The organism is Kosakonia sp. (genome assembly GCF_032104925.1).
Taxonomy (GTDB): domain Bacteria; phylum Pseudomonadota; class Gammaproteobacteria; order Enterobacterales; family Enterobacteriaceae; genus Kosakonia.
The window spans coordinates 308,690-329,369 of record NZ_DAMCGF010000003.1 but is presented as its reverse complement, the minus strand read 5'-3'; the positions used below and the strand labels follow the sequence as shown (position 1 = coordinate 329,369).

General features: G+C 57.6%; 12 protein-coding genes. 4 read left to right on the top strand and 8 right to left on the bottom strand.

The window, feature by feature from the left end:
- Positions 1-6 precede the first annotated feature (6 nt).
- The 7 genes from baeR to yegD form a co-directional block, all read right to left on the bottom strand.
- Positions 7-729, bottom strand: a complete 723-nt coding sequence (gene baeR, locus RT644_RS07795) for a two-component system response regulator BaeR (protein ID WP_017458511.1) — start codon at positions 727-729, stop codon at positions 7-9.
- Positions 726-2,249: a two-component system sensor histidine kinase BaeS gene (gene baeS, locus RT644_RS07790; protein ID WP_313626314.1), complete on the bottom strand. Its 1,524-nt coding sequence runs from the start codon at positions 2,247-2,249 to the stop codon at positions 726-728. The genes baeR and baeS overlap by 4 nt, the downstream gene beginning before the upstream one ends.
- Positions 2,246-3,661 (bottom strand): MFS transporter, encoded by a 1,416-nt coding sequence (locus RT644_RS07785; protein WP_313626313.1) that lies wholly within the window; start codon positions 3,659-3,661, stop codon positions 2,246-2,248. The genes baeS and RT644_RS07785 overlap by 4 nt, the downstream gene beginning before the upstream one ends.
- Positions 3,658-6,735 (bottom strand): multidrug efflux RND transporter permease subunit MdtC, encoded by a 3,078-nt coding sequence (mdtC, locus tag RT644_RS07780; RefSeq protein WP_045510735.1) that lies wholly within the window; start codon positions 6,733-6,735, stop codon positions 3,658-3,660. Before mdtC ends, RT644_RS07785 begins: the two co-directional genes overlap by 4 nt.
- Positions 6,736-9,858 (bottom strand): MdtB/MuxB family multidrug efflux RND transporter permease subunit, encoded by a 3,123-nt coding sequence (locus tag RT644_RS07775; protein WP_313626312.1) that lies wholly within the window; start codon positions 9,856-9,858, stop codon positions 6,736-6,738.
- Entirely contained in the window at positions 9,858-11,093 is a 1,236-nt protein-coding gene (locus RT644_RS07770; RefSeq protein ID WP_313626311.1) for an MdtA/MuxA family multidrug efflux RND transporter periplasmic adaptor subunit, read from the bottom strand. Before RT644_RS07770 ends, RT644_RS07775 begins: the two co-directional genes overlap by 1 nt.
- Positions 11,094-11,273: 180 nt before the next feature.
- Positions 11,274-12,626 (bottom strand): molecular chaperone, encoded by a 1,353-nt coding sequence (gene yegD / locus RT644_RS07765; RefSeq protein ID WP_160269523.1) that lies wholly within the window; start codon positions 12,624-12,626, stop codon positions 11,274-11,276.
- A 133-nt stretch (positions 12,627-12,759) separates the two neighbouring features.
- Between yegD and alkA the strand changes: the two genes are divergently transcribed.
- Positions 12,760-13,608, top strand: a complete 849-nt coding sequence (gene alkA / locus RT644_RS07760; RefSeq protein WP_313626310.1) for a DNA-3-methyladenine glycosylase 2 — start codon at positions 12,760-12,762, stop codon at positions 13,606-13,608.
- A gap of 157 nt (positions 13,609-13,765) precedes the next feature.
- On the opposite strand, the gene RT644_RS07755 is transcribed toward alkA, so the two are convergent.
- A complete protein-coding gene (locus RT644_RS07755) occupies positions 13,766-17,095 on the bottom strand; it encodes a diguanylate cyclase (protein WP_313626309.1) in 3,330 nt (1,109 codons plus the stop codon).
- Positions 17,096-17,448: 353 nt separating this feature from the next.
- Here RT644_RS07755 and udk point away from each other — a divergent pair, with 353 nt between their 5' ends.
- The 3 genes from udk (at position 17,449) to asmA (ending at position 20,634) form a co-directional block, all read left to right on the top strand.
- Entirely contained in the window at positions 17,449-18,090 is a 642-nt protein-coding gene (gene udk, locus RT644_RS07750; RefSeq protein WP_017458502.1) for a uridine kinase, read from the top strand.
- Positions 18,091-18,176: 86 nt separating this feature from the next.
- Positions 18,177-18,758, top strand: a complete 582-nt coding sequence (gene dcd, locus RT644_RS07745) for a dCTP deaminase (protein ID WP_017458501.1) — start codon at positions 18,177-18,179, stop codon at positions 18,756-18,758.
- A gap of 25 nt (positions 18,759-18,783) precedes the next feature.
- Positions 18,784-20,634 (top strand): outer membrane assembly protein AsmA, encoded by a 1,851-nt coding sequence (gene asmA / locus RT644_RS07740; RefSeq protein WP_313626308.1) that lies wholly within the window; start codon positions 18,784-18,786, stop codon positions 20,632-20,634.
- The last annotated feature ends 46 nt before the right edge of the window (positions 20,635-20,680 follow it).

The window sequence follows — 20,680 nt, the reverse complement described above, 5'->3', positions numbered from 1 at the left end:
TCCGGCTTACGCCAGTTTGCAGGCGTCGGCTTCCCAGCGGTAACCGACACCGTAAACGGCGCGGATAAAGGATTGTTCTTCATCCAGCGCTTCGAGTTTGCGACGCAGGTTTTTAATATGGCTGTCGATGGTACGGTCCGTTACCACGCGGTAGTCGTCATACAGATGGTTAAGCAACTGCTCGCGGGAGAACACTTTGCCCGGCTCGCTGGAGAGGGTTTTCAGCAGGCGAAACTCAGCGGGCGTGAGATCCAGCAGCTTGTTGTGCCAGCTCGCCTGAAAACGCCCTTCATCGACAATCAGCGGGCTTTCAGCATCCAGCCGTTCCAGCTCACGCTGCGGTTTGCAACGGCGCAGAATGGTTTTCACGCGCGCCACCACTTCACGCGGGCTGTAAGGTTTGCAGATGTAATCATCCGCGCCAATCTCCAGCCCCAGCAGGCGGTCGATCTCTTCGATTTTCGCCGTCACCATAATAATGGGCACGTTAGAAAAACGGCGGATTTCCCGACATAACGTTAACCCGTCGGTACCGGGCAGCATCAAATCCAGCAGGATCAGATCCGGCGGCGTCTGGCGCACGTAAGAGAGCACCTGATCGCCGTGGTTAATCAGCGTTGGCGCGTAGCTTGCCGCGCGCAGATAGTCGAGCAGCAACTGCCCAAGCTTAGGCTCATCTTCAACAACCAGGATGCGTGGCGTGTTTTCATCGATCGGTAACTCAGTCATACATCTCTCGTTTTTTCGCGTTCAAGCGGTAGTTCAACTGTAATGCTAACCCCGCCGAATGGCGAGTGCGCCGCGTGGATAGCGCCACCGTGCGCTTCCACAATATTCAAACAAATAGCCAGCCCCAGGCCGGAGCCGCCGCTGGCACGGTTACGCGAGCCTTCCGTGCGATAAAAACGCTCGAACAGCCGTTTGAGTTGCTCATCGCTGACGCCCGGTGCGCTGTCGGCAAAACGCATCACCAGCGTGTTGTCGCGGGTCATGACCTGGATAAGCATTTGCCCGCCCGCATCGGTGTAGCGCAGGCTGTTTTCCAGCAGGTTGTTAAATAACTGCATCAGGCGATCGGGATCGCCAAACACCGTGGCGCTGGCGGGCACTTCAAGAGAAAGGGTCAGATTGCGGCTGGCGTAACGCTCGCGGAAAGCGCCTGCGGCGACTTCTACCAGCGACACCACATCCACCGGCGCTTTCTGGTAGGCCAGCGCCCCTTCATCGGACATCGACAACTGATGCAGGTCATTGACCAGCTTGGTGAGCGTGGCGACTTCTGCCTGCAGCGAGGCTACCGATTCCGGCGTGAACTGCCGCACACCATCCTGGATCGCCTCCAGTTCGCCGCGCAGCACCGCCAGCGGCGTGCGCAGTTCGTGCGAAATATCCGCCATAAAATCGCGGCGCATTTGCTGATTGCGCTCCAGCGTGCTGGCGAGCTGATTAAAGTCGCGCGCCAGCCAGCCAAGCTCATCCTGGCTACCGGGATTGACCCGGGTGGAGAAATCGCCCGAGGCGAGCCGGTGGGTGCCATCGACCAGCCGTTTTACCGGCGCCAGTAAACCGCGCGCCAGCGGGAAAGTCGCCAGCGCGGCGAGCAATGTGGCAAGGCCGACAATCAGCCAACTGGTGCGGCGCTGCTGGCGTTCAAAGTTGATATCGGTGTTGCGCGTCAGGCGCTCAATCGGTGAAGCGATAACCCAGCCGACTGTCGCGTTATTCACGACAATTGCCCGGCGTGTGCCATCCTTTGGCACCGGTGAGCGCGGGCCAACCAGCACATTATTATCCTGATCGGCGACCCAGAATTTGGTGCGCCAGCCGTGCGGCGGCATATCCGGCGGCGGCGGGCCAGGGGAGCGCTCCATTTCGTCATTCGGGCCGGAACGCATGTCACGCTCCCCGCCGGGTTCCATGCCTGGCGGTGCATTGCTGTCCATCTCGCGCGGCGGTTCGCCAGGCCGGTCTTCTTCACGGTCGTTATCGCGTTCGAATGAACGCAAGAGCTGGAAAATCACCCGGTCATTGTTGCGCAGAAACTGCCAGCTACCGTTTTGCGCGTACTGCTCAGCCAGCGAGTCGCTCAGCATTTGCAGGCGCTGTTCGTTGCCGCGCTTAATGTAGTCAATAAAACCGTGCTCAAAGCTGAGACGTACCGCCCAGTGCATGGTGATCAGCAGAACAATACAGGTGGCTAAAATCGCCAGAAACAGTTTGGCCGTAATACCCGGCCGCCAGAACTTCATGACGCTCTCCTGTTGCGACGGGCAATCACGACGTTCTGGCTGGCGTCATTCGGGACGCGGGCGAAGAGCAACGCCGGAAGTGAAATAATCACCGCCATGCTGAGATAGGTGTAAAGGAAAACATGGTGCGCCACGCCGCTGTCTGCGGACAGATGCTGCTGACCAAACAGGCCGAGCAGCAGCCCGGCGACAGTCACCCCGATACTCATCGATAACTGCATGATCATCGACAGCAGGCTGTTGCCGCCGCTGGCCAGCTCATCGGGCAGATCTTTGAGCGTTAAGGTGTTCATGGAGGAGAAACGCATCGAGTTGATCATCCCCTGGCAGAACAGCACCACCGGCAGCAGGTAATACCAGCCGAGCAGCGCTGTTGCCATAAACAGCAGGCTGATGGCGGCCAGGCCAAGCGTGGAGCAGACCAGTGCGCGGCGGTAGCCAAAGCGGTTCACCACCTGCACCACGATGCGTTTCATTCCCATGCTGCCCAGCACCATCGGGATCATCATCAGCCCGGCGTGAAAGGGCGAAAACCCCAGGCCAATCTGCAAAAACACCGGCGTCATAAACGGCAACATACCGCTGCCGATGCGCCCGGCGAAACTCCCGGCCAGACCCAGCGAAAAAGAGGGCGTGCGGAACAACCGCAGATTAAACAACGCACCGTCGTTGCCTCTGGCATGCAGCAGATAAAAGAGTATCGCCGCCGCGCCCACCGCCACCAGCGCGCCGAGTTGCCACGACGTTAGCCCCAGCCCGCGATTGCCATCGAGCGCCAGCGTCAGCGTTGCCATGCCGCCCGCGAGCAGCACAAAACCCGCCATATCAAAGCGGCGGGTTTGCAGGGTGTAATTGGGCATCAGGCTGAGGGTGGCGATCGCACCGAGAATGCCCACCGGCAGGTTAATCAGGAAAATCCAGTGCCAGGAGGCATATTCCACCAGGATACCACCAAGCGCCGGGCCGAGCAGCGGGCCTACCTGCCCCGGCAGGGTGACAAAAGTCATCGCCGCCATGTACTGAGCGCGTGGGACAATTTTCATCACCGTTAACCTGCCGACCGGCACCATCATCGCGCCGCCGACACCTTGCAGCACGCGCGCCATGACTAACTGATCGAGTGTCGACGCCTGGGCGCAAAACAGTGAGCCGGTGGTAAACAGCACAATGGCGGCAAAAAAGATGTTCCGCACGCCAACCCGGTCTGCCAGCCAGCCGCTGGCGGGCAGCATCACCGCCACCGTCAGCACATAGGCGACCACCACCATATGCATGTGCAGCGGGCTCTCCCCGAGGCTTTTCGCCATCGAGGGGAGCGCCGTGTTAACAATGGTGGTATCCAGCGACTGCATAAAAAAGCCAAAGGCGACGATCCATAGCTGCCAGCGGATATTTTTCGGTAGCTCATTCATTCACTAACAGGCTCTCTTTCGTGTCGGCTAAAGCGCATACGCAGGCGGTCGAAGAAGAGATAGACCACCGGCGTGGTGTACAGGGTGAGTAACTGGCTCATTACCAGCCCGCCCACAATCGTAATACCGAGCGGCTGGCGTAGCTCTGAGCCGTCGCCACCGGAGATCACTAATGGCAGCGCGCCAAATAGCGCCGCCAGCGTGGTCATCATGATCGGGCGAAAACGCAGCAGGCAGGCCTGGAAAATCGCCTCTTCAGCCGTGAGATTACCCTGGCGCTGCGCTTCGAGCGCGAAGTCGACCATCATAATCGCGTTTTTCTTTACAATCCCAATCAACAGCATAATGCCAATTAGCGCGATCAAACTGAATGGCGCGCCGAAAAGCTCAAGTGCCAGCAGCGCGCCCACGCCCGCCGAGGGCAGGGTAGAGAGAATGGTCAGCGGGTGAACATAGCTTTCGTACAAAATTCCCAGCACGATATAGACCGTCGCAATTGCCGCCAGGATCAGGATGACCTGCGAGTTCATTGTTTCCTGGAACACCTGCGCGGTGCCGGCAAAACTGCCGCGCACGCTGGAAGGCACGCCAAGCTGCGTCATCGCGCGGTTAATGGCGTCGCTGGCTTGCGATAACGAGGTTCCCGTTGGCAGGTTAAAGGCAATGGTCGAGGCCGCCGACAGCCCCTGGTGATTCACCGACAGCGGCGCGTTGGCGGGCTGCCAGTGCGCGAAGTAGGAGAGCGGGATCGTTTTGCCGTCACTGTTGACGACATACATCTTATCCAGCGCGCTGACATCCTGGGTGTAGCGCGGGTCGACTTCCATCACCACTTTGTACTGGTTTAGCGGTTGGTAAATGGTGGAAATCTGCCGTTGACCGAAGGCATTATTCAGCAGGCTGTTGGCCGCCTGGACGCTGATACCGAGCCGCGACATGGTTTCACGGTCGTACACCAGATTCATCTCCGCGCCGTTATCCTGCTGATCCGAGTTAACGTCGGCAAGCTCCGGCAGTGCGGCAAGGGCTTTGCGAATTTTGGGCTCCCATTCGCGCAGGGCGCTGAGCGAGTCCGACAGCAAAGCGAACTGGTAGCTGGCATTGGCCTGGCGACCGCCGACGCGAATATCCTGCACGGCCATCAAAAACAGGCTCGCGCCCGGCTCTTTGGCCAGCTTGCCGCGCAGACGATCAATCACCTGTTGCGCAGTTTCGTGGCGCACACCGCGGGGTTTCAGGGTGATAAACATCATGCCGCTGTTAACACGTGAACCGCCGGTAAAACCGGTGACATTATCTACCGCCGGATCGTCACGGATGATCTTCATAAAGTCCTGCAATTTACCGCGCATCGCCTGGAATGAAATACTCTGATCGGCCTGAATACCACCCATCAACACGCCGGTATCCTGTTCCGGGAAGAAGGTTTTCGGAATCGAAATATAGAGCCAGATATTGAGCGCGATGGTGCCAATTAACACCAACCCGACTAACCGCGCATGGTTGAGCACCCATTTCAACGATCGTGCGTATTGCTGTTGTAGCGCCACCAGCAGGCGGCCGAAGCCTTTTTCCCGGCTGCGCTCGCGCGGTTTATGCGCTTTTAACAACCAGCCGCACATCATCGGCGTTAGCGTCAGGGAAATGGCCAGCGAAATACCAATCGCCACCGACAGCGTGACGGCGAATTCGCGCAGCAAACGTCCCGGAAGCCCCGCCATCAGCAGCAGCGGCAGGAATACGGCCACCAGCGAAATACTCATCGACAGCACGGTAAAGCCGACTTCTCGCGTGCCTTGCAGCGCTGCCTGCAACGGTTTCATCCCCGCTTCCAGATGGCGTGAGATATTTTCCAGCACCACAATCGCATCATCGACCACAAAACCGGTGGCAATGGTCAGCGCCATGAGCGACAGGTTATTCAGGCTAAAGCCGCATAAATACATGGCGGCAAACGTGCCGATAAGCGACACGGGGACGGCAACCGCCGGGATCAGCGTTGCGCGGCCTGAACGTAAAAACAGGAACACCACCAGGATCACCAGTGCCACCGAGATAACCAGCGTCTGTTCGACCTCGGCCAGCGAAGCGCGAATGGTCGGCGAGCGATCCTGGGCGATTTGCAAATCAATCGCCGCAGGAATGGTTTGCTGCAGGCCGGGCAGACGGGCGCGAATACTGTCCACCGTCTGAATAATATTGGCTTCCGGCAGTTTGCGGATCATCAGCAAAATGGCGGGCTTCGCATTGGTCATCCCGGCGTTGCGCACATCCTGCACCGAGTCAGTGACTTTAGCGACATCGCTTAAGCGCACGGCGGAGCCGTTTTTGTAGTGAATGATTAACGGTTGGTATTCGGCGGCGGTTTTCAGCTCGTCGTTGGTTTGCACCTGCCAGCGCCGCGTGCCGTCTTCCACTGCGCCCTGCGGTTTACGCACGTTGGCATTGCTGATTGCCGTACGCACTGAATCCAGCGATACGCCCTGGTTAAACAGCGCCTGCGGGTTTAAATCCACACGCACGGCGGGCAGGGAACTGCCGCCAACGTCAACGTCGCCCACGCCATCAATCTGCGAGATGGTTTGCGCCAGTTGCGTCGAGGCGAAGTCATACAACTGCCCCTGCGAATAGGTGTCTGACGTAAGCGTCAAAATCATGATCGGCGCAGCCGACGGATTCGCTTTGCGATAGGTCGGGCGCGATGGCATGCCGCTTGGTAACAGGTTTTGCGCCGCGTTAATCGCCGCCTGCACATCGCGCGCCGCGCCGTTGATATCGCGGTCGAAATTAAACTCAAGAATTATGCGCGTACTGCCCAGTGAACTGGATGAGGTCATTTCACTGACCCCGGCAATGCGCCCGAGCGAGCGCTCAAGCGGGGTGGCAACAGAGGAGGCCATGGTTTCCGGTGACGCGCCCGGCAGTGAGGCGCTGACCATAATCACCGGAAAATCGACCTGCGGCAGCGGGGCGACCGGCAGCAGCCGGAAGCCGAGAATGCCGCACAGCGTAATGGCGAGCGAAATCAAAATCGTCGCCACCGGACGATAAATGAAGAGGGCGAAAAACTTCACTTACGCCTCCTCTTCACGGCGTGGGAAACGCTTTTTCACTGCCAGCGACAGGCGATCGAATAACAGGTAAATCACCGGCGTCGTAAAGAGCGTCAGCACCTGGCTCACCAGCAAACCACCGACCATACCAATGCCCAGCGGACGACGTAACTCTGCGCCGACGCCGGTGCTCAGCATTAAGGGTAGCGCACCAAGCAGTGCCGCCAGGGTGGTCATTAATATCGGGCGAAAACGCAGTAAACAGGCCTGGAAAATCGCATCGCGCGGCGACATGCCCTCTTCGCGTTCGGCGGCGAGGGCGAAGTCGATCATCATGATGGCGTTTTTCTTGACGATACCAATAAGCAAAATAATGCCGATGATAGCAATCACATCCAGTTCACTGCCGGACACCATCAGCGCCAGCAGCGCGCCAACGCCAGCCGTTGGCAAAGTCGACAGGATAGTGATGGGGTGAATAAAGCTCTCGTACAGCACGCCGAGCACGATATACATCGCCGCGACAGCCGCGACAATCAGCCAGATGGTGCTGCCAAGCGCCGCCTGGAACGCCAGTGTGCTGCCCTGGAATTGCGTGGTGATGTCCGTCGGGAAGTTGAGCGTCTTCTCGCTATCCAGCACGGCCTGCACCGCATCGCCGAGCGAATACCCCTCCGCCACGTTGAAGGAGATCGTCGTCGACGGGAATTGATCCAGATGGTTGATGCTCAGCGGTGCGTAGCGTTGCTCCACTTTCGCAATCGACGAGAGCGGCACGATGCCGCCATCGGTACTGGTCAGGCGAATGTTGTCGAGCGCGGAAAGCCCCGGCGTTTGCGCCGTGTCGTGTTCCAGCACCACGCGATACTGGTTTGCCTGGGTGTAAATGGTGGAGATCAACCGTTGACCAAACGCGTTATAAAGGGCGTTATCCACGTCCGCCATGTTGATGCCAAGGCGGCTGGCACTGTCGCGATCGACATTCACGTAGGCCACCAGGCCTTTGTCCTGCCAGTCGCTGCTGACATCTGCCAGTTGTGGCAGCGCCTGCAGTTTACTCACCAGTTGCGGCACCCAGGTACTGAGCGCATCCAGCGAGTTGGCCTGCAAGGTGAACTGATATTGCGTGCGGCTGACGGTGGTATCGATGGTTAAATCCTGCGTTGGTTGCAGGTAGAGTGCCACGCCGGGCACTTTCGCCGCCGCCTGTTGCAGGCGATCAATCACTGGCTGGACGCGATCGTCGCGCTCATCCAGCGGTTTCAGGTTGATTTGCAATCGGGCGCTGTTAAGCGACGGGTTGGTGCCATCGACGCCGACAAATGACGTCAGGCTTTCTACCGCCGGATCGCGCAGGATAATATCGGCCACCTGGCGCTGGCGCTCTGCCATGCTGGCAAAGGACGCGGATTGCGGCGCTTGCAGGGTTCCCTGGATAATGCCGTTGTCCTGCACCGGGAAGAAACCTTTCGGAATGAACACCCACAGCATGATCGACAAAAACAGGGTTCCGACCGCCACGCTCAACGTCAGCCACGGGTGATTGAGCACTTTGCTCAGTAGCCTGCCGTAGGCCGCGATGACGCGTTCGAAAAAACGCTCCGACGCGCGGGAAAAACGGTTCTGTTTGCGCAGGGATTCGGCGCTTAGCATGCGTGCGCACATCATCGGCGTCAGCGTCAGCGACACAATTGCGGAAATCAGGATCGCTATCGCCAGCGTGACGGCAAATTCGCGGAACAGGCGGCCGACGATATCCCCCATAAACAGCAGCGGGATCAGGACCGCAATCAACGAGAACGTCAGCGAGATAATGGTAAAGCCGATCTCACCGGCCCCTTTCAGGGCGGCGGCCAGCGGTTTTTCGCCTTTTTCGATATAGCGCGAGATATTTTCGATAACCACAATCGCGTCGTCGACCACAAAGCCGGTGGCGATGGTCAACGCCATTAGCGTCAGGTTGTTGATGGAGAAACCGAGAAATACCATCGCCGCGAATGTCCCGACCAGCGATAGCGGCACCGCCACGCCCGGAATAATGGTCGCCGGAATATTGCGCAGGAAGACGTAGATAATCATCACCACCAGCGCGATCGCCAGCATCAACTCGAACTGGGTGTCGTCGACCGACGCGCGAATGTTGTTGGTTCTGTCTGACAGCACTTTCACCGTCACCGATTTTGGCAGGCTTTCGGTTAACTGCGGCAGCAGCGTGCGGATGCTGTCGGCGGTGTCGATAATGTTCGCCCCCGGCTGGCGCTGGACGTTCATGACAATCGCTTGTTGCTTATTAGCCCATGCGCCAAGCCAGCTATTTTCTGCGCCTTGTTCAACGGTCGCGATATCGCCAAGCCGGATCGGCGCGCCATTCTGATATGCGACAATCAACTGGCGATACTCTTCGGCAGACTGCATCTGATCGTTGGCGGAGAGCGTGACGGCGCGGGTTGGACCGTCGAGGCTGCCTTTCGCCGAATTGACGTTGGCGTTACTGATGGCGGTGCGAATGGTTTCGCTGGTCAGCCCGAGAGCCGCAATCGCCTGGGCATTGAGTTTGACACGCACCGCCGGGCGCTGGCCGCCAGAAAGTGTCACCAGACCGACGCCGGAAACCTGCGAGATTTTCTGCGCGACGCGCGTTTCCACCATATCTTCCACCTGGGTCATGGGCATGGCGGAAGAGGTGACGGCGAGCGTCATAATCGGTGGGTCTGCCGGGTTAACTTTACTGTAGACCGGCGGGTTGGGCAGATCGGAGGGGAGCAGGCTGTTAGCGGCATTCATCGCCGCCTGCACTTCCTGCTCGGCGACATCCAACGGCAAACTGAGCTGGAACTGCAAGGTCACCACCGACGCGCCGCCGGAACTTTGCGACGACATCTGTTTTAAGCCGGACATCTGACCAAACTGGCGCTCCAGCGGCGCGGTGATCGCTGAAGTGACCACATCGGGGCTGGCGCCGGGGTAGAGCGTCACCACCTGAATGGTCGGGTAATCAACTTCAGGCAGCGCGGAAACGGGCAGAAAACGGTAGCCGATAATACCGGCCAGCAGGATCGCCACCATCAACAGCGTGGTGGCGACCGGACGCAAAATAAACAGACGGGAAGGGCCGCCCGTCCGGCCCGGCGGTAGCAACTGCATCAGGACTGCGCTCCTTTGGCCGGATGTTCACGCTTTGCCGGTACGGCGTCGGCGTTTTTCGCATCCACGACTTCCACTTTCGCCCCTTCGGTCAGGCGGTCAATGCCGTCCGTCACCACGCGATCGCCCGCCGACAGACCGGCGGCAATCACCACTTTCTGGCTGTCCTGAATACCTGGCGTGACGGTGTGTTTGCTGACCTGGTTCTTGTCGTTCAGAACCCAGACGAAGTTGCCTTCGTTGCCCATTTGCAGGGCGGCTGCCGGGATCACTACCGCGTCCTGCTGCGTGGCAACCAGCATGCGCGCGTTGACGAACTGGTTGGGGAACAGGGCATCGTCCTGGTTATCAAAGCGGGCTTTCAGTTTGATGGTGCCGGTGGTGGCGTCAATCTGGTTATCGAGGCTTAACAATGTGCCGCTGCTCAGCTTCTGTTTATTGGTGCGATCCCAGGCTTCCACCACCAGTTGCTGGCCTGCTTTTTGCGCCTGCACCACGGTGGCGATTTCGCTTTCCGGCAGGGTAAACACCAGATCGATGGGGTGGGTTTGCGTCAACACCACGATGCCGGTGGTGTCGCTGCTGCTGATTTGGTTACCGATATCCACCTGTTTTAAACCCACTCGCCCGGAAACGGGGGCGGTGATGCGGCTCCAGTCCAGCTCTAACTGCGCGCTGGCTACAGCGGCTTCATCTGCTTTCACGGTGCCTTCCGATTCGGTCACCAGCGCCTGCTGGCTATCGAGATCCTGGCGCGAAACCAGGCTGGTTTTCGCCAGTTGCTGGTAGCGCGAAAGATCGCGGCGGGCGTTGGCGAGTGTGGCTTTATCTTTCGCCAACTGGCCCTGCGCTTGCGCCAGCGCCACTTTGAACTGGCTTGGGTCGATTTCCGCCAGCAGATCGCCGGCTTTTACTTGCTGGCCTTCCTGGAAATGGATCGCCATAAGCTGGCCCGAAACGCGGCTGCGCACGGTAACGGTATTAGCGGCGGTAATGGTGCCGAGCCCGGAGAGATAACGCGGTACGGCTTCGCGGGTTGCCGTTGCGGCCTGCACCGGCGGCAGCGCACCGCCGCGCATACCGTGGCGACCTCCGCCCGGCGCGCCCTGGCGCTGAGTCTGCCCGGTGGCGGTAGAAGAAGTCTCTTTATGTGCGAACTGGTACCAGGCTACGCCCGCTACCGCCATGACCACGGCCGCGACAAGCGTGCGGCGAAACGTAACACTGCCTTTCATCGTTATAGGTATCTCATCGGAAAACTAATGGCGAAATAATACTAGTTTAGTAACGGCATGCCCCGGAAAAATGGAGGAAAAATGAAACACTGTCTGGAAACGTATGGCAGGTAGGGTAATTTGCGTTAGGGGGATTTTAAAGAAGAAAATAATGCCGGAAGGGATCCTCCCGGCAAGATATTAACGGAACAGTGTCTGCGCCCAGCGCGCAAGACCGGCGGTGACGGAGCCGAAGTCATCGCCGCCCGCAATCGGGATCCCCGGCAGGGTTTGCGCCAGCGCTTTTTTAATCAGCGGTGAACGCGCGCTACCGCCGGTGAGATAAATCACTTCCGGCGTTTCCGCACTGTTTTCCAGCGCCAGTTGCACCTGTTCAAGGATGCGCTGCAGCGGCTGATTTAGCGCGCTTTCCAGACCATCCTGGTCAATCGCCGCCGCGAGGTCATCGCTAATAAATGGCAAGGGAGCGGTAACCTGGGTGTCGTCGGAAAGGGCGATTTTGCTCTCTTCGGCGCTGCGCACTAACCGGTAGCTCAGACGTTGCCGCCAGACTTTTACCAGCAGCGCCACTTTCTCCGCGTCGCGCGCGTCGCGCAGGAGATCGTTAAGCAAGCGGCCATTGGCGGCGCTGTAAAACTCGGTCTGCGCGGGAACATCGTTAATCGCTACCGCATTCCACCAGGGCAGTATCGGCAGCGCGATGCCTTTTTCTGTCTGACCGCCCATGCCGAGCAGCGGCATCAGGCTTTTGAACGCCAGCGCGATGTCTAAATCGTTGCCGCCAACGCGGCAGCCGCTATGCCCTAACAGGCTGGCGGCGCGCTCTTGCTTATCGCGCCACTGCGGCCCCATCAGCAATAATGAGCAGTCTGTCGTACCGCCGCCGATATCGACCACCAGCACACGTTTTTCGGCGCTTAACGTTGCTTCAAAATCGAGCCCGGCGGCGACCGGTTCGAACTGGAACACCACATCACGGAATCCGGCGCGCTTTGCGGCACGCTCCAGGATGCCTTGCGCCTGCGCGTTCGCCTCATCGCCGCCCAGCCCCTGGAAGTTGATCGGGCGACCAATCACGGCCTGATCAATGCTTTCCGGCAGTTGTGTTTCTGCCTGCTGGCGGATATGCAGCATCATGGCGCACACCAGGTCTTCGAACAGGGCGATTTGCTGCGGTTTCAGGCCGCTGGCGCCCAGGAAGGATTTCGGTGATTTAACAAAGTACACCTCTTCCGGGTCGCTGACGTATTGACGCAATGAAGCCAGCCCGAACTGCACGCTGGCGGCGCTAACCTCAATATCTTCCTCGCGGTTAAAGCTCATCGCCCGGCGCAGCAGCGCCTGGGTTTCGCCGTCTGTCGCCGGAACCTGATGGTGGCGATAGAGCCACTCGCTAACCGCTTCACGCGTCGGTGCGCAGAGCATCGACGGGAGTAAGGTACTGTTATTTTCCATTTTCAGCAGTTGCGCTGCCCCGTCGCGCATCACCGCGACCGAGCAGTTTGCCGTACCGTAGTCAAAACCAACAAACACGTGTTTATCCCCATGCCAGTGAAGAAGGGGGGCGACTTTAGCCGAATGCGTGGCGGGCGACAACCGGAATATGAAAGCAAGGCGGAAAATCCCCGGTTTGTTATGCTGTTAGCGTCACTATTCAGGAGTTGCTATGTACACACTGCACTGGCGCAAGCCGTATGACTGGGCGTGGATGTTCGATTTTTTACGCGCGCGCGCCGTGGCGGGCGTTGAGGAGATTAGCGCAACGCGTTATGTGCGCACGTTCCATTATCACGGGCATCGCGGGTTAATCACCGCCGAGCCTGACGAAGCCACCGCGACGCTGAAGGTCACGCTCAGCGAGGGGCTTGTGCCAGTGGCTGAATACTGCCTGGCGCGCCTGCGTGGTTTGTTTGATCTGGATTGTGATGCAGAAATCGTCAACACCGCGCTGGGCTCACTGGGTGCGGCGCGTCCCGGTTTACGTTTGCCGGGTAGCGTGGATCCGTTTGAACAGGCGGTGCGGGCGATTCTGGGGCAACTGGTGAGCGTGGCGATGGCGGCGAAGCTGACCGCAAAAGTGGCGCAGCGCTTCGGTGAACCGCTGGCAGAAGCGCCGGGAATGATCTGCTTTCCCGCGCCGCAGCAACTGGCACAAGCGCAACCGGAAGAACTCAAAGCGCTGGGCATGCCGTTAAAACGCGCGGAGTCGCTCATTTTTCTTGCGCAGACGGTCTGCGACGGTACATTCCCGCTCACTCCACCCGCGGATGTGGAACAAGGGGTGAAAGCGCTGCAAACCTGGCCGGGGATCGGTCGCTGGACTGCGAACTACTTCGCGCTGCGTGGCTGGCAGGCGAAAGATGTGTTCCTGCCGGATGATTACCTGATTAAGCAGCGTTTTGCCGGGATGACACCCGCGCAAATCCGCCGCTACGCGGCGCGCTGGCAGCCGTGGCGCTCATATGCGTTATTGCACATCTGGTATACCGATGGCTGGCAGCCGGAAGGGGAATAAGGCTGTTAATTGCGCACAAGAGGAAAATAAGGCGTTATTGTCGCAGCAAGTTTGGAACCGGCCAGCGCTGAAAAACCGGAGCGTACACGTAGTACGTGAGGATTTTGAGCACTGCCCGGTTTCAAAATGGCAAGTAAAATAGCCTTATTACCTCTTGTCAGTTAATGGCGAAATAACTGGTATTCAGCATCAAATCCAGCGGCTGCGCCTGCGAAATAATATCCCCGTAGATCAAATCAATACCGATCCCCGACAGGGTATCCATCATCAGCGGCTGATGAGTCGGCCCGGCGATACTTTTCACGCCCAGTCGCTGCGCGTGACCCTGAATAATGGTCACCATCATCTCGTCCATCAGGTTGCCGTGGACATTGGTGACTAACTCAGGCTCCAGCAACAGGTAGTCGGCCATATGCGGTGTGAGGTGGTTAAAGACTTCCAGATCGTGACCGATATGGCTGAAAATAATGCGGCAACCCGCATGGCGCAGGCGTTTGAGATTCTCATTAATGGTGTTGCCTTCACGCATCAGCGCATCGGCATGAATAATCAGATGCAGCAAACGCCCCGGCAGTGGCCCGCTTTCCAGCATTTGCAGTAGTTCCGTCACCAAAGACTGACTTGCCAGCCCAACGACGGACAGGGGCAGGGCGACACCAAGGCCTTTACCCGCGACGGCTGTCGCATGGTTGCGGAAAAATTCATGAAACACCCGCCTGTCGAGTGCGCGGATAAGTTCCGGTTCCGACAACCCTGAGCGGAACGCGTGCTCCTCCATCACCTCCCCTTCGCTGGTCCACAGGCGCAGCGACAGCAGCCAGAAATTGCAGGCCTCCGGCACACGCGGAGAGGCCACGCCGCGTGCAATCATCAGCAAATGGTTGTCTTTGATCATATGCCACTGCTCATCCAGCGACATCAAGCTGCGCTCATGCTGCATCAGCCCTTGCTGCGCTTCGTAGACAGTAACGATGCCGCGGCCATTGTTCTTGGAGGCGTAACAGGCGATATCCGCCTGCGACATAACGTCTGAGGCCTGGTAATTGGTCTCATCAATAATCGTAATCCCGGCGCTGGCACCAATGCGATGCAAACGGCCTTCCCACATAAACTGGTAATCATTGATGGCTTCAATCATCCGCCCGGAGATATAGCGCGCGCTCTCGACATTACAGTCCGGCAGCAGCAGGCCAAACTCATCACCGCCCAGGCGGGCGAGAATATCGGTTGAGCGCAGCATGCTGAGCATCAGCGAAGAAATTTCACGCAACAAGGCATCACCAGCAGCATGCCCGGCGGTGTCATTCACGGCCTTAAAGCGGTCGAGATCGATAAACACCAGCGCGTGTCGCTGGTGGAACTCCTGCACCGTCACCAGCAGACGCTTGAGATGATTTTCAAAACTGACGCGGTTCGCCAGATGGGTGAGAGCATCGTGAGAGGCGCTGTAACTGAGCTGGCGCAGCATTTTGCGCGACTCGGTGACATCCTGAATAACCAGCACTGAGCCGATATTTTGCCCGTCCAGCGTGCTTAACGGCGTGACGCTGTAGTGGATATCAAAGCTGCCGCCGGTGCGACAGTGCAGCACCACATCCTGCTCAATCGCGGTACGCGACATATCGCCGCTATGAATGTTTTCCATCACCGGACCGTTATCGCCGAAGGTGATGCGCAGCACCGTCAACAAAGGCTGACCAATGGCGTGTTCCTGTGGCCAGCCACTCATTTTTTCCGCCACCGGATTCATAAAGGTGACTTTCATATCAACATCGGTACACAGCACCGCTTCGCCGATGGAATCCAGCGTAATGTGCAGCCGCTCTTTTTCCTGGAACAGCGCATCGTTCAGCTGTTTTACCTCGGTCATGTCCATATTGACGCCGAGCAGTCGCTCAACTTCGCCGTTCTTATTGAGCACGCGGTTGGCAAGGGTGCGGATATGGCGAATTCCCTCTTTTACCGGCACTCTGAATTCCAGCTTGAAGGCGACGCGGGCGGCCAGCGCATCGCGGATAACGCGCTCGGTTTCCGGGCGATCTTCCGGCAAAATGCGTTCGTACCACAGATGCCAGGTCGGTTTCATATGCGCGGGGACTTCGTACATCTCAAACATCCGTTTATCCCAGCTAATGATGTCGGGCTCCAGCTCCCATTCCCAGATACCGATACCACCTGCTTCATTTGCAAGGGTAATGCGCTCCATCAGGCGCTTGTTCACCCACTCGGTCTGCTTCAGATCGTTAATATCTTCTATCTGAGCAATGAAATAGAGCGGGGTGCCGTCGGCATGGCGCACGACGGAAACGGCCAGCAGCCCCCAGACCAGATCGCCATTACGCGTGTAATAGCGCTTTTCCAGCGAGTAGGTGGGAATGTCGCCGCGCACCAGTTGGTCAAGTAGCTCGAGGTCTTTGTGTAAATCTTCCGGCCAGGTGAGCTGCTGAAAGTTCATTAAACGCAGTTCATCCTGGCTGTAACCCAGAAACTGGCACAGCGCTTTGTTGGCCTGCAACCACTGCCCATCGGTGCCGACTAACGCCATACCAATGGCGGAATATTCCATGGCGTTACGAAAACGCTCTTCGCTTTCGGTAATGTGCTTACGCTCGGCGCGAAAGGCGTACATCACCATGGTCATCACGTTAACCGGCAGCAGGATCATCAAAAACGGCAGCCAGGGCGCGTTGGTCATCACGCTGCTTTTCGGCGCGATAATCAGGTTCGGCTCCCGCGCGATGATCAACGACACCATCATGACGGTGATCAAAAAGACCAGAAACGCTTCCATGCGCGGCAGACGAACCGCGCTCCACATCAACAGCACAATGACGGCGGTGAAAGGCCACGGTAAATAGTGCAGCGCCAGCCAGCTGAGCGTCAGTGTAACGGCAAGCGTCGCCAGCGTTTCCAGCAGCAATTGTGGTTTACGATGGCGCAGCAAATAGTGCGGTTTGAATAACAGCCCAAGCGGCACCAGCGCCAGCGCGCCGATGGATTCTGACAACACCCAGACAATAAAGGTCCGCAAAACGTTTTCTGGCGGTACCAGCAAACAGATCAGCGCCCCGCCAACCAGCGGCGGAACCACCGCGCTACCGATAGCAAGGCGGATCCAGTCGCCCAGATTTTGCAGCGGGTTATACCAGGGCAGCAATTTACGCAGCATTACCGCGCCGATGGCCGCTTCGACAACATTCACGGCGGTATAGCGCAGGTCGACAAAAGAGACGGAGAAAAGCAGCACGGTGGCGGCAACATTCCCCAGCGCGCAGGCGAACGCGATGCCGGGCCACATCTTCCCCGCGTGGCGGTAAAACGCCACAGTCATGATCGCGGTGGGAAACCAGAGCGGTGCAATGATGGTACCAAAGCGGATCAGTTCCAGCGAGAACAGGGTAAAAATAAAAGAGAGTAACCCTAAACTGAGGAGCCGCAGTCCAGGAGAGGGGGTGGTAACCAAAACGCGCTGGTGTTGTTTCTTCATTACCGCTTAATCCGCAAGCCCTGTGCCGTCCGGAACAGAGTCCGACGAATGAAATTTGAAATTTGGATTATGCTAGTACAAACAATTTACAATTCCTATGGCGGGCGCTCATAATTTGACATCATAGTGTTATTAATTACTTAGTGGATGAATAAAACGCGTATCGCGCTCCATTTTTGAGCAGTTTGCTTTGCGAAGAATGCGTTTCGCGGGTAAAAATTGGCGACTTTTTATCACACCTGAATCCCGTGTCTATTCGACTGGTATCGTGACGGTGAAATCCCTATAATTGCGGCGTTTGACGCTCTGGCGTCGCCCTTCCTTTACATCCAGGTTATCAGGTCGCTAAATTTATGACTGATCAGTCTCATCAGTGCGTCATTATCGGTATCGCCGGCGCATCCGCTTCAGGTAAAAGCCTTATTGCCAGCACACTTTACCGCGAACTGCGCGAACAGGTAGGTGATGAACATATTGGCGTTATTCCGGAAGACAGTTACTACAAAGATCAAAGCCATCTGTCGATGGAAGAACGTGTAAAAACCAACTATGACCATCCGAGCGCGATGGATCACAGCCTGTTATTCCAGCATTTAGAATCGCTTAAACGCGGCGAAGCCATTGAATTACCGGTTTATAGCTACGTCGAACATACCCGTACGCAAGAAACCATTCGCATTGAAGCCAAAAAAGTCATCATCCTGGAAGGGATCCTGCTGCTGACCGATTCACGCCTGCGCGATGCGATGAACTTCTCGATTTTCGTCGATACGCCGCTGGATATCTGCCTGATGCGCCGTATCAAACGTGACGTTAACGAGCGTGGTCGTTCAATGGATTCGGTAATGGCGCAATACCAGAAAACCGTGCGTCCAATGTTCCTGCAGTTTATTGAACCCTCCAAGCAGTACGCCGATATTATCGTGCCGCGCGGCGGTAAAAACCGCATCGCCATTGATATTCTGAAAGCCAAAATCAGCCAATTCTTTGAGTAATAATGTTAGGCTGTCACCGTTCGTATTAATTTGCCCGGCCCCTGAGGCGCGCTCAGGGGTATGTCGCATCAAAAGGAGAATGTGCCATGCGTCTTTGTGACCGAGATATTGAAGCCTGGTTGAACGACGGTCGGCTCGCGATTAATCCGCGCCCGCCGGTTGAGCGTATTAACGGTGCGACGGTTGATGTCCGCCTGGGCAACAAATTCCGCACATTCAGTGGGCACACGGCGGCGTTTATCGATCTCAGTGGCCCGAAACACGAAGTCAGCGCGGCGCTTGATCGGGTGATGAGCGATGAAATTGTGCTGGCAGAAGGCGACGCTTTTTACCTGCACCCTGGCGAACTGGCGCTGGCGGTGACGTATGAATCCGTCACGCTGCCCGCGGATTTGGTCGGCTGGCTGGACGGCCGCTCTTCGCTGGCGCGTCTGGGTTTGATGGTGCATGTTACCGCGCACCGTATCGATCCCGGCTGGTCAGGCTGTATCGTGCTGGAGTTCTATAATTCAGGCAAACTGCCGCTGGCGCTGCGCCCGGGTATGCTGATTGGTGCGTTGAGTTTCGAGCCGCTCTCCGGCCCGGCAGAACGCCCTTATAACCGCCGTGAAGATGCGAAATATCGCGATCAGCAAGGCGCGGTCGCCAGCCGTATTGATAAAGACTGAGTGAAGCAGACCTACTGAGGACGCCATGAGAAGAGTGTTAACCACGCTGATGATTCTGTTGGTCGTGCTGGTAGCCGGCCTTTCGGCGCTGGTGCTACTGGTCAATCCCAACGATTTTCGCGCTTATATGGTGCGTCAGGTTGAAGCCCGTAGCGGTTACCAATTGCAGCTTGATGGCCCGCTGCGCTGGCATGTCTGGCCGCAGCTTAGCATTCTCTCAGGGCGGATGACCTTAACCGCTCCCGGTGCGCAGACGCCGGTGGTCGCCGCCGACAATATGCGCCTTGACGTTAATCTGTGGCCGCTGCTGTCGCACCAGCTGCATGTCAAACAGGTGATGCTGAAAGGCGCGGTTATCCAGTTAACGCCGCAAAGCGCCGCTGCGCCGCAACAAGGCGCCCCCGTGGCACCGCGTGAAAACAATCTGCCGCAGGTGGAAGAGGATCGCGGCTGGTCATGGGACATCGCCAGTCTGCAAGTGGCTGATAGCGTGCTGGTGTTCCAGCACGATGATGATGAACAACTGACGGTGCGCGATATTCGCCTGCAAATGGAGCAGGATTCGTTGCACCAGGCAAAGCTTGATTTCGCCGGGCGGATTAACCGCAATCAACGTGATTTAACCCTCTCTTTCAGCGCGCAAGTGGATGCCCGCGACTATCCGCATAACCTCACCGCCGCCATCGATAACGTGAAATGGCAATTGCAGGGCGGCGATGTCCCGACGCAGGGCATCGAAGGGGAAGGACGCTTACAGGCGCAGTGGCAACGTGCGCAGCAGCGCCTGACGCTCAACGATCTGAGCCTGCGCGCGAACGACACCTCGCTCACCGGTAACGGCAGCGTGACGTTTGGCAACCTGCCTGTATGGGCGCTCGATTTGCAGTTTGACTCCCTCAATCTTGATAATTTGTTACCGCCGGAGCAGACCGCCGATAACAGCGGCTCGCCGCAGCAGCAAGGGCAGGCGCAAAACCGCCTGCCGCGCCCGGTTATCTCCACCAGCCTGGATATACCGCAGTACGAAGGGTTACGCAGTTTTACCGCACAGATTGGCATTAGCGCGAAAAGCGTGCGCTGGCGCGGTATGCAGTTTGCGGATGTGGTCGGACAATTCAACAATAATGCCGGTTTGCTGTCGATTCCTACCCTGCAAGGCAAAATGGGCAACGGGCAGATCTCGTTACCTGGCGAGCTGGATGTGCGCGGTGAGGGATCGCTTGCGACCTTCCAGCCAAAACTGGATAACGTGGAAATCGGCACCATCCTGAAAGCCTTTAATTACCCGATTGCCCTGACCGGCAGCCTGAGCATGGCGGGCGATTTTTCCGGGCCGCGTATCGACGCCGAGAATTTCCGCCGCAACTGGCAGGGCGAGGCGCATGTTGATTTGAAAAACAGCCGTATGGAAGGGCTCAACTTCCAGCAACTGGTGCAGCAGGCGGTGGCGCGCAGCAGCGATGTGCAGTCGCAGGAAAACTACGATAACGCCACGCGCCTTGATAGCTTCACCAGCGATGTGTCGCTGGATAAAGGTCAGATGAAATTCAGTGACATGCAGGGTAGTTCAGCGCTGCTTTCTTTGACCGGCGAAGGCGAGATGGATCTGGTGAAAGAGCAGGCGGATACGCGCTTTGAAGTGCGCGTGATGGAAGGCTGGAAAGGGGAGAGCGAGCTTATCGATTTCCTGAAAAATACCCCAGTTCCACTGCGCGTATACGGTAAATGGCAGACGCTCAACTACAGCCTGCAAGTGGATCAACTGCTGCGTAAACATCTGCAGGATGAAGCGAAACGCCGGTTAAATGACTGGGCGGATCGCAATAAAGAGCGCCAGAGCGGCAAAGATGTGAAAAAACTGCTTGAGAAGATGTAAGCGAGCCAGCGTGCCGGGTGGACACTGCGCCACCCGGCAAAGCAAT

Bases quoted from the DNA above. Each gene is read 5' to 3' on its own strand.
- RT644_RS07785 (WP_313626313.1), bottom strand. From the start codon at position 3,661: ATGAATGAGCTACCGAAAAATATCCGCTGGCAGCTATGGATCGTCGCC.
- RT644_RS07775 (WP_313626312.1), bottom strand. From the start codon at position 9,858: ATGCAGTTGCTACCGCCGGGCCGGACGGGCGGCCCTTCCCGTCTGTTT.
- alkA (WP_313626310.1), top strand. From the start codon at position 12,760: ATGTACACACTGCACTGGCGCAAGCCGTATGACTGGGCGTGGATGTTC.
- dcd (WP_017458501.1), top strand. From the start codon at position 18,177: ATGCGTCTTTGTGACCGAGATATTGAAGCCTGGTTGAACGACGGTCGG.
- udk (WP_017458502.1), top strand. From the start codon at position 17,449: ATGACTGATCAGTCTCATCAGTGCGTCATTATCGGTATCGCCGGCGCA.
- baeS (WP_313626314.1), bottom strand. From the start codon at position 2,249: ATGAAGTTCTGGCGGCCGGGTATTACGGCCAAACTGTTTCTGGCGATT.
- asmA (WP_313626308.1), top strand. From the start codon at position 18,784: ATGAGAAGAGTGTTAACCACGCTGATGATTCTGTTGGTCGTGCTGGTA.
- baeR (WP_017458511.1), bottom strand. From the start codon at position 729: ATGACTGAGTTACCGATCGATGAAAACACGCCACGCATCCTGGTTGTT.
- RT644_RS07755 (WP_313626309.1), bottom strand. From the start codon at position 17,095: ATGAAGAAACAACACCAGCGCGTTTTGGTTACCACCCCCTCTCCTGGA.
- RT644_RS07770 (WP_313626311.1), bottom strand. From the start codon at position 11,093: ATGAAAGGCAGTGTTACGTTTCGCCGCACGCTTGTCGCGGCCGTGGTC.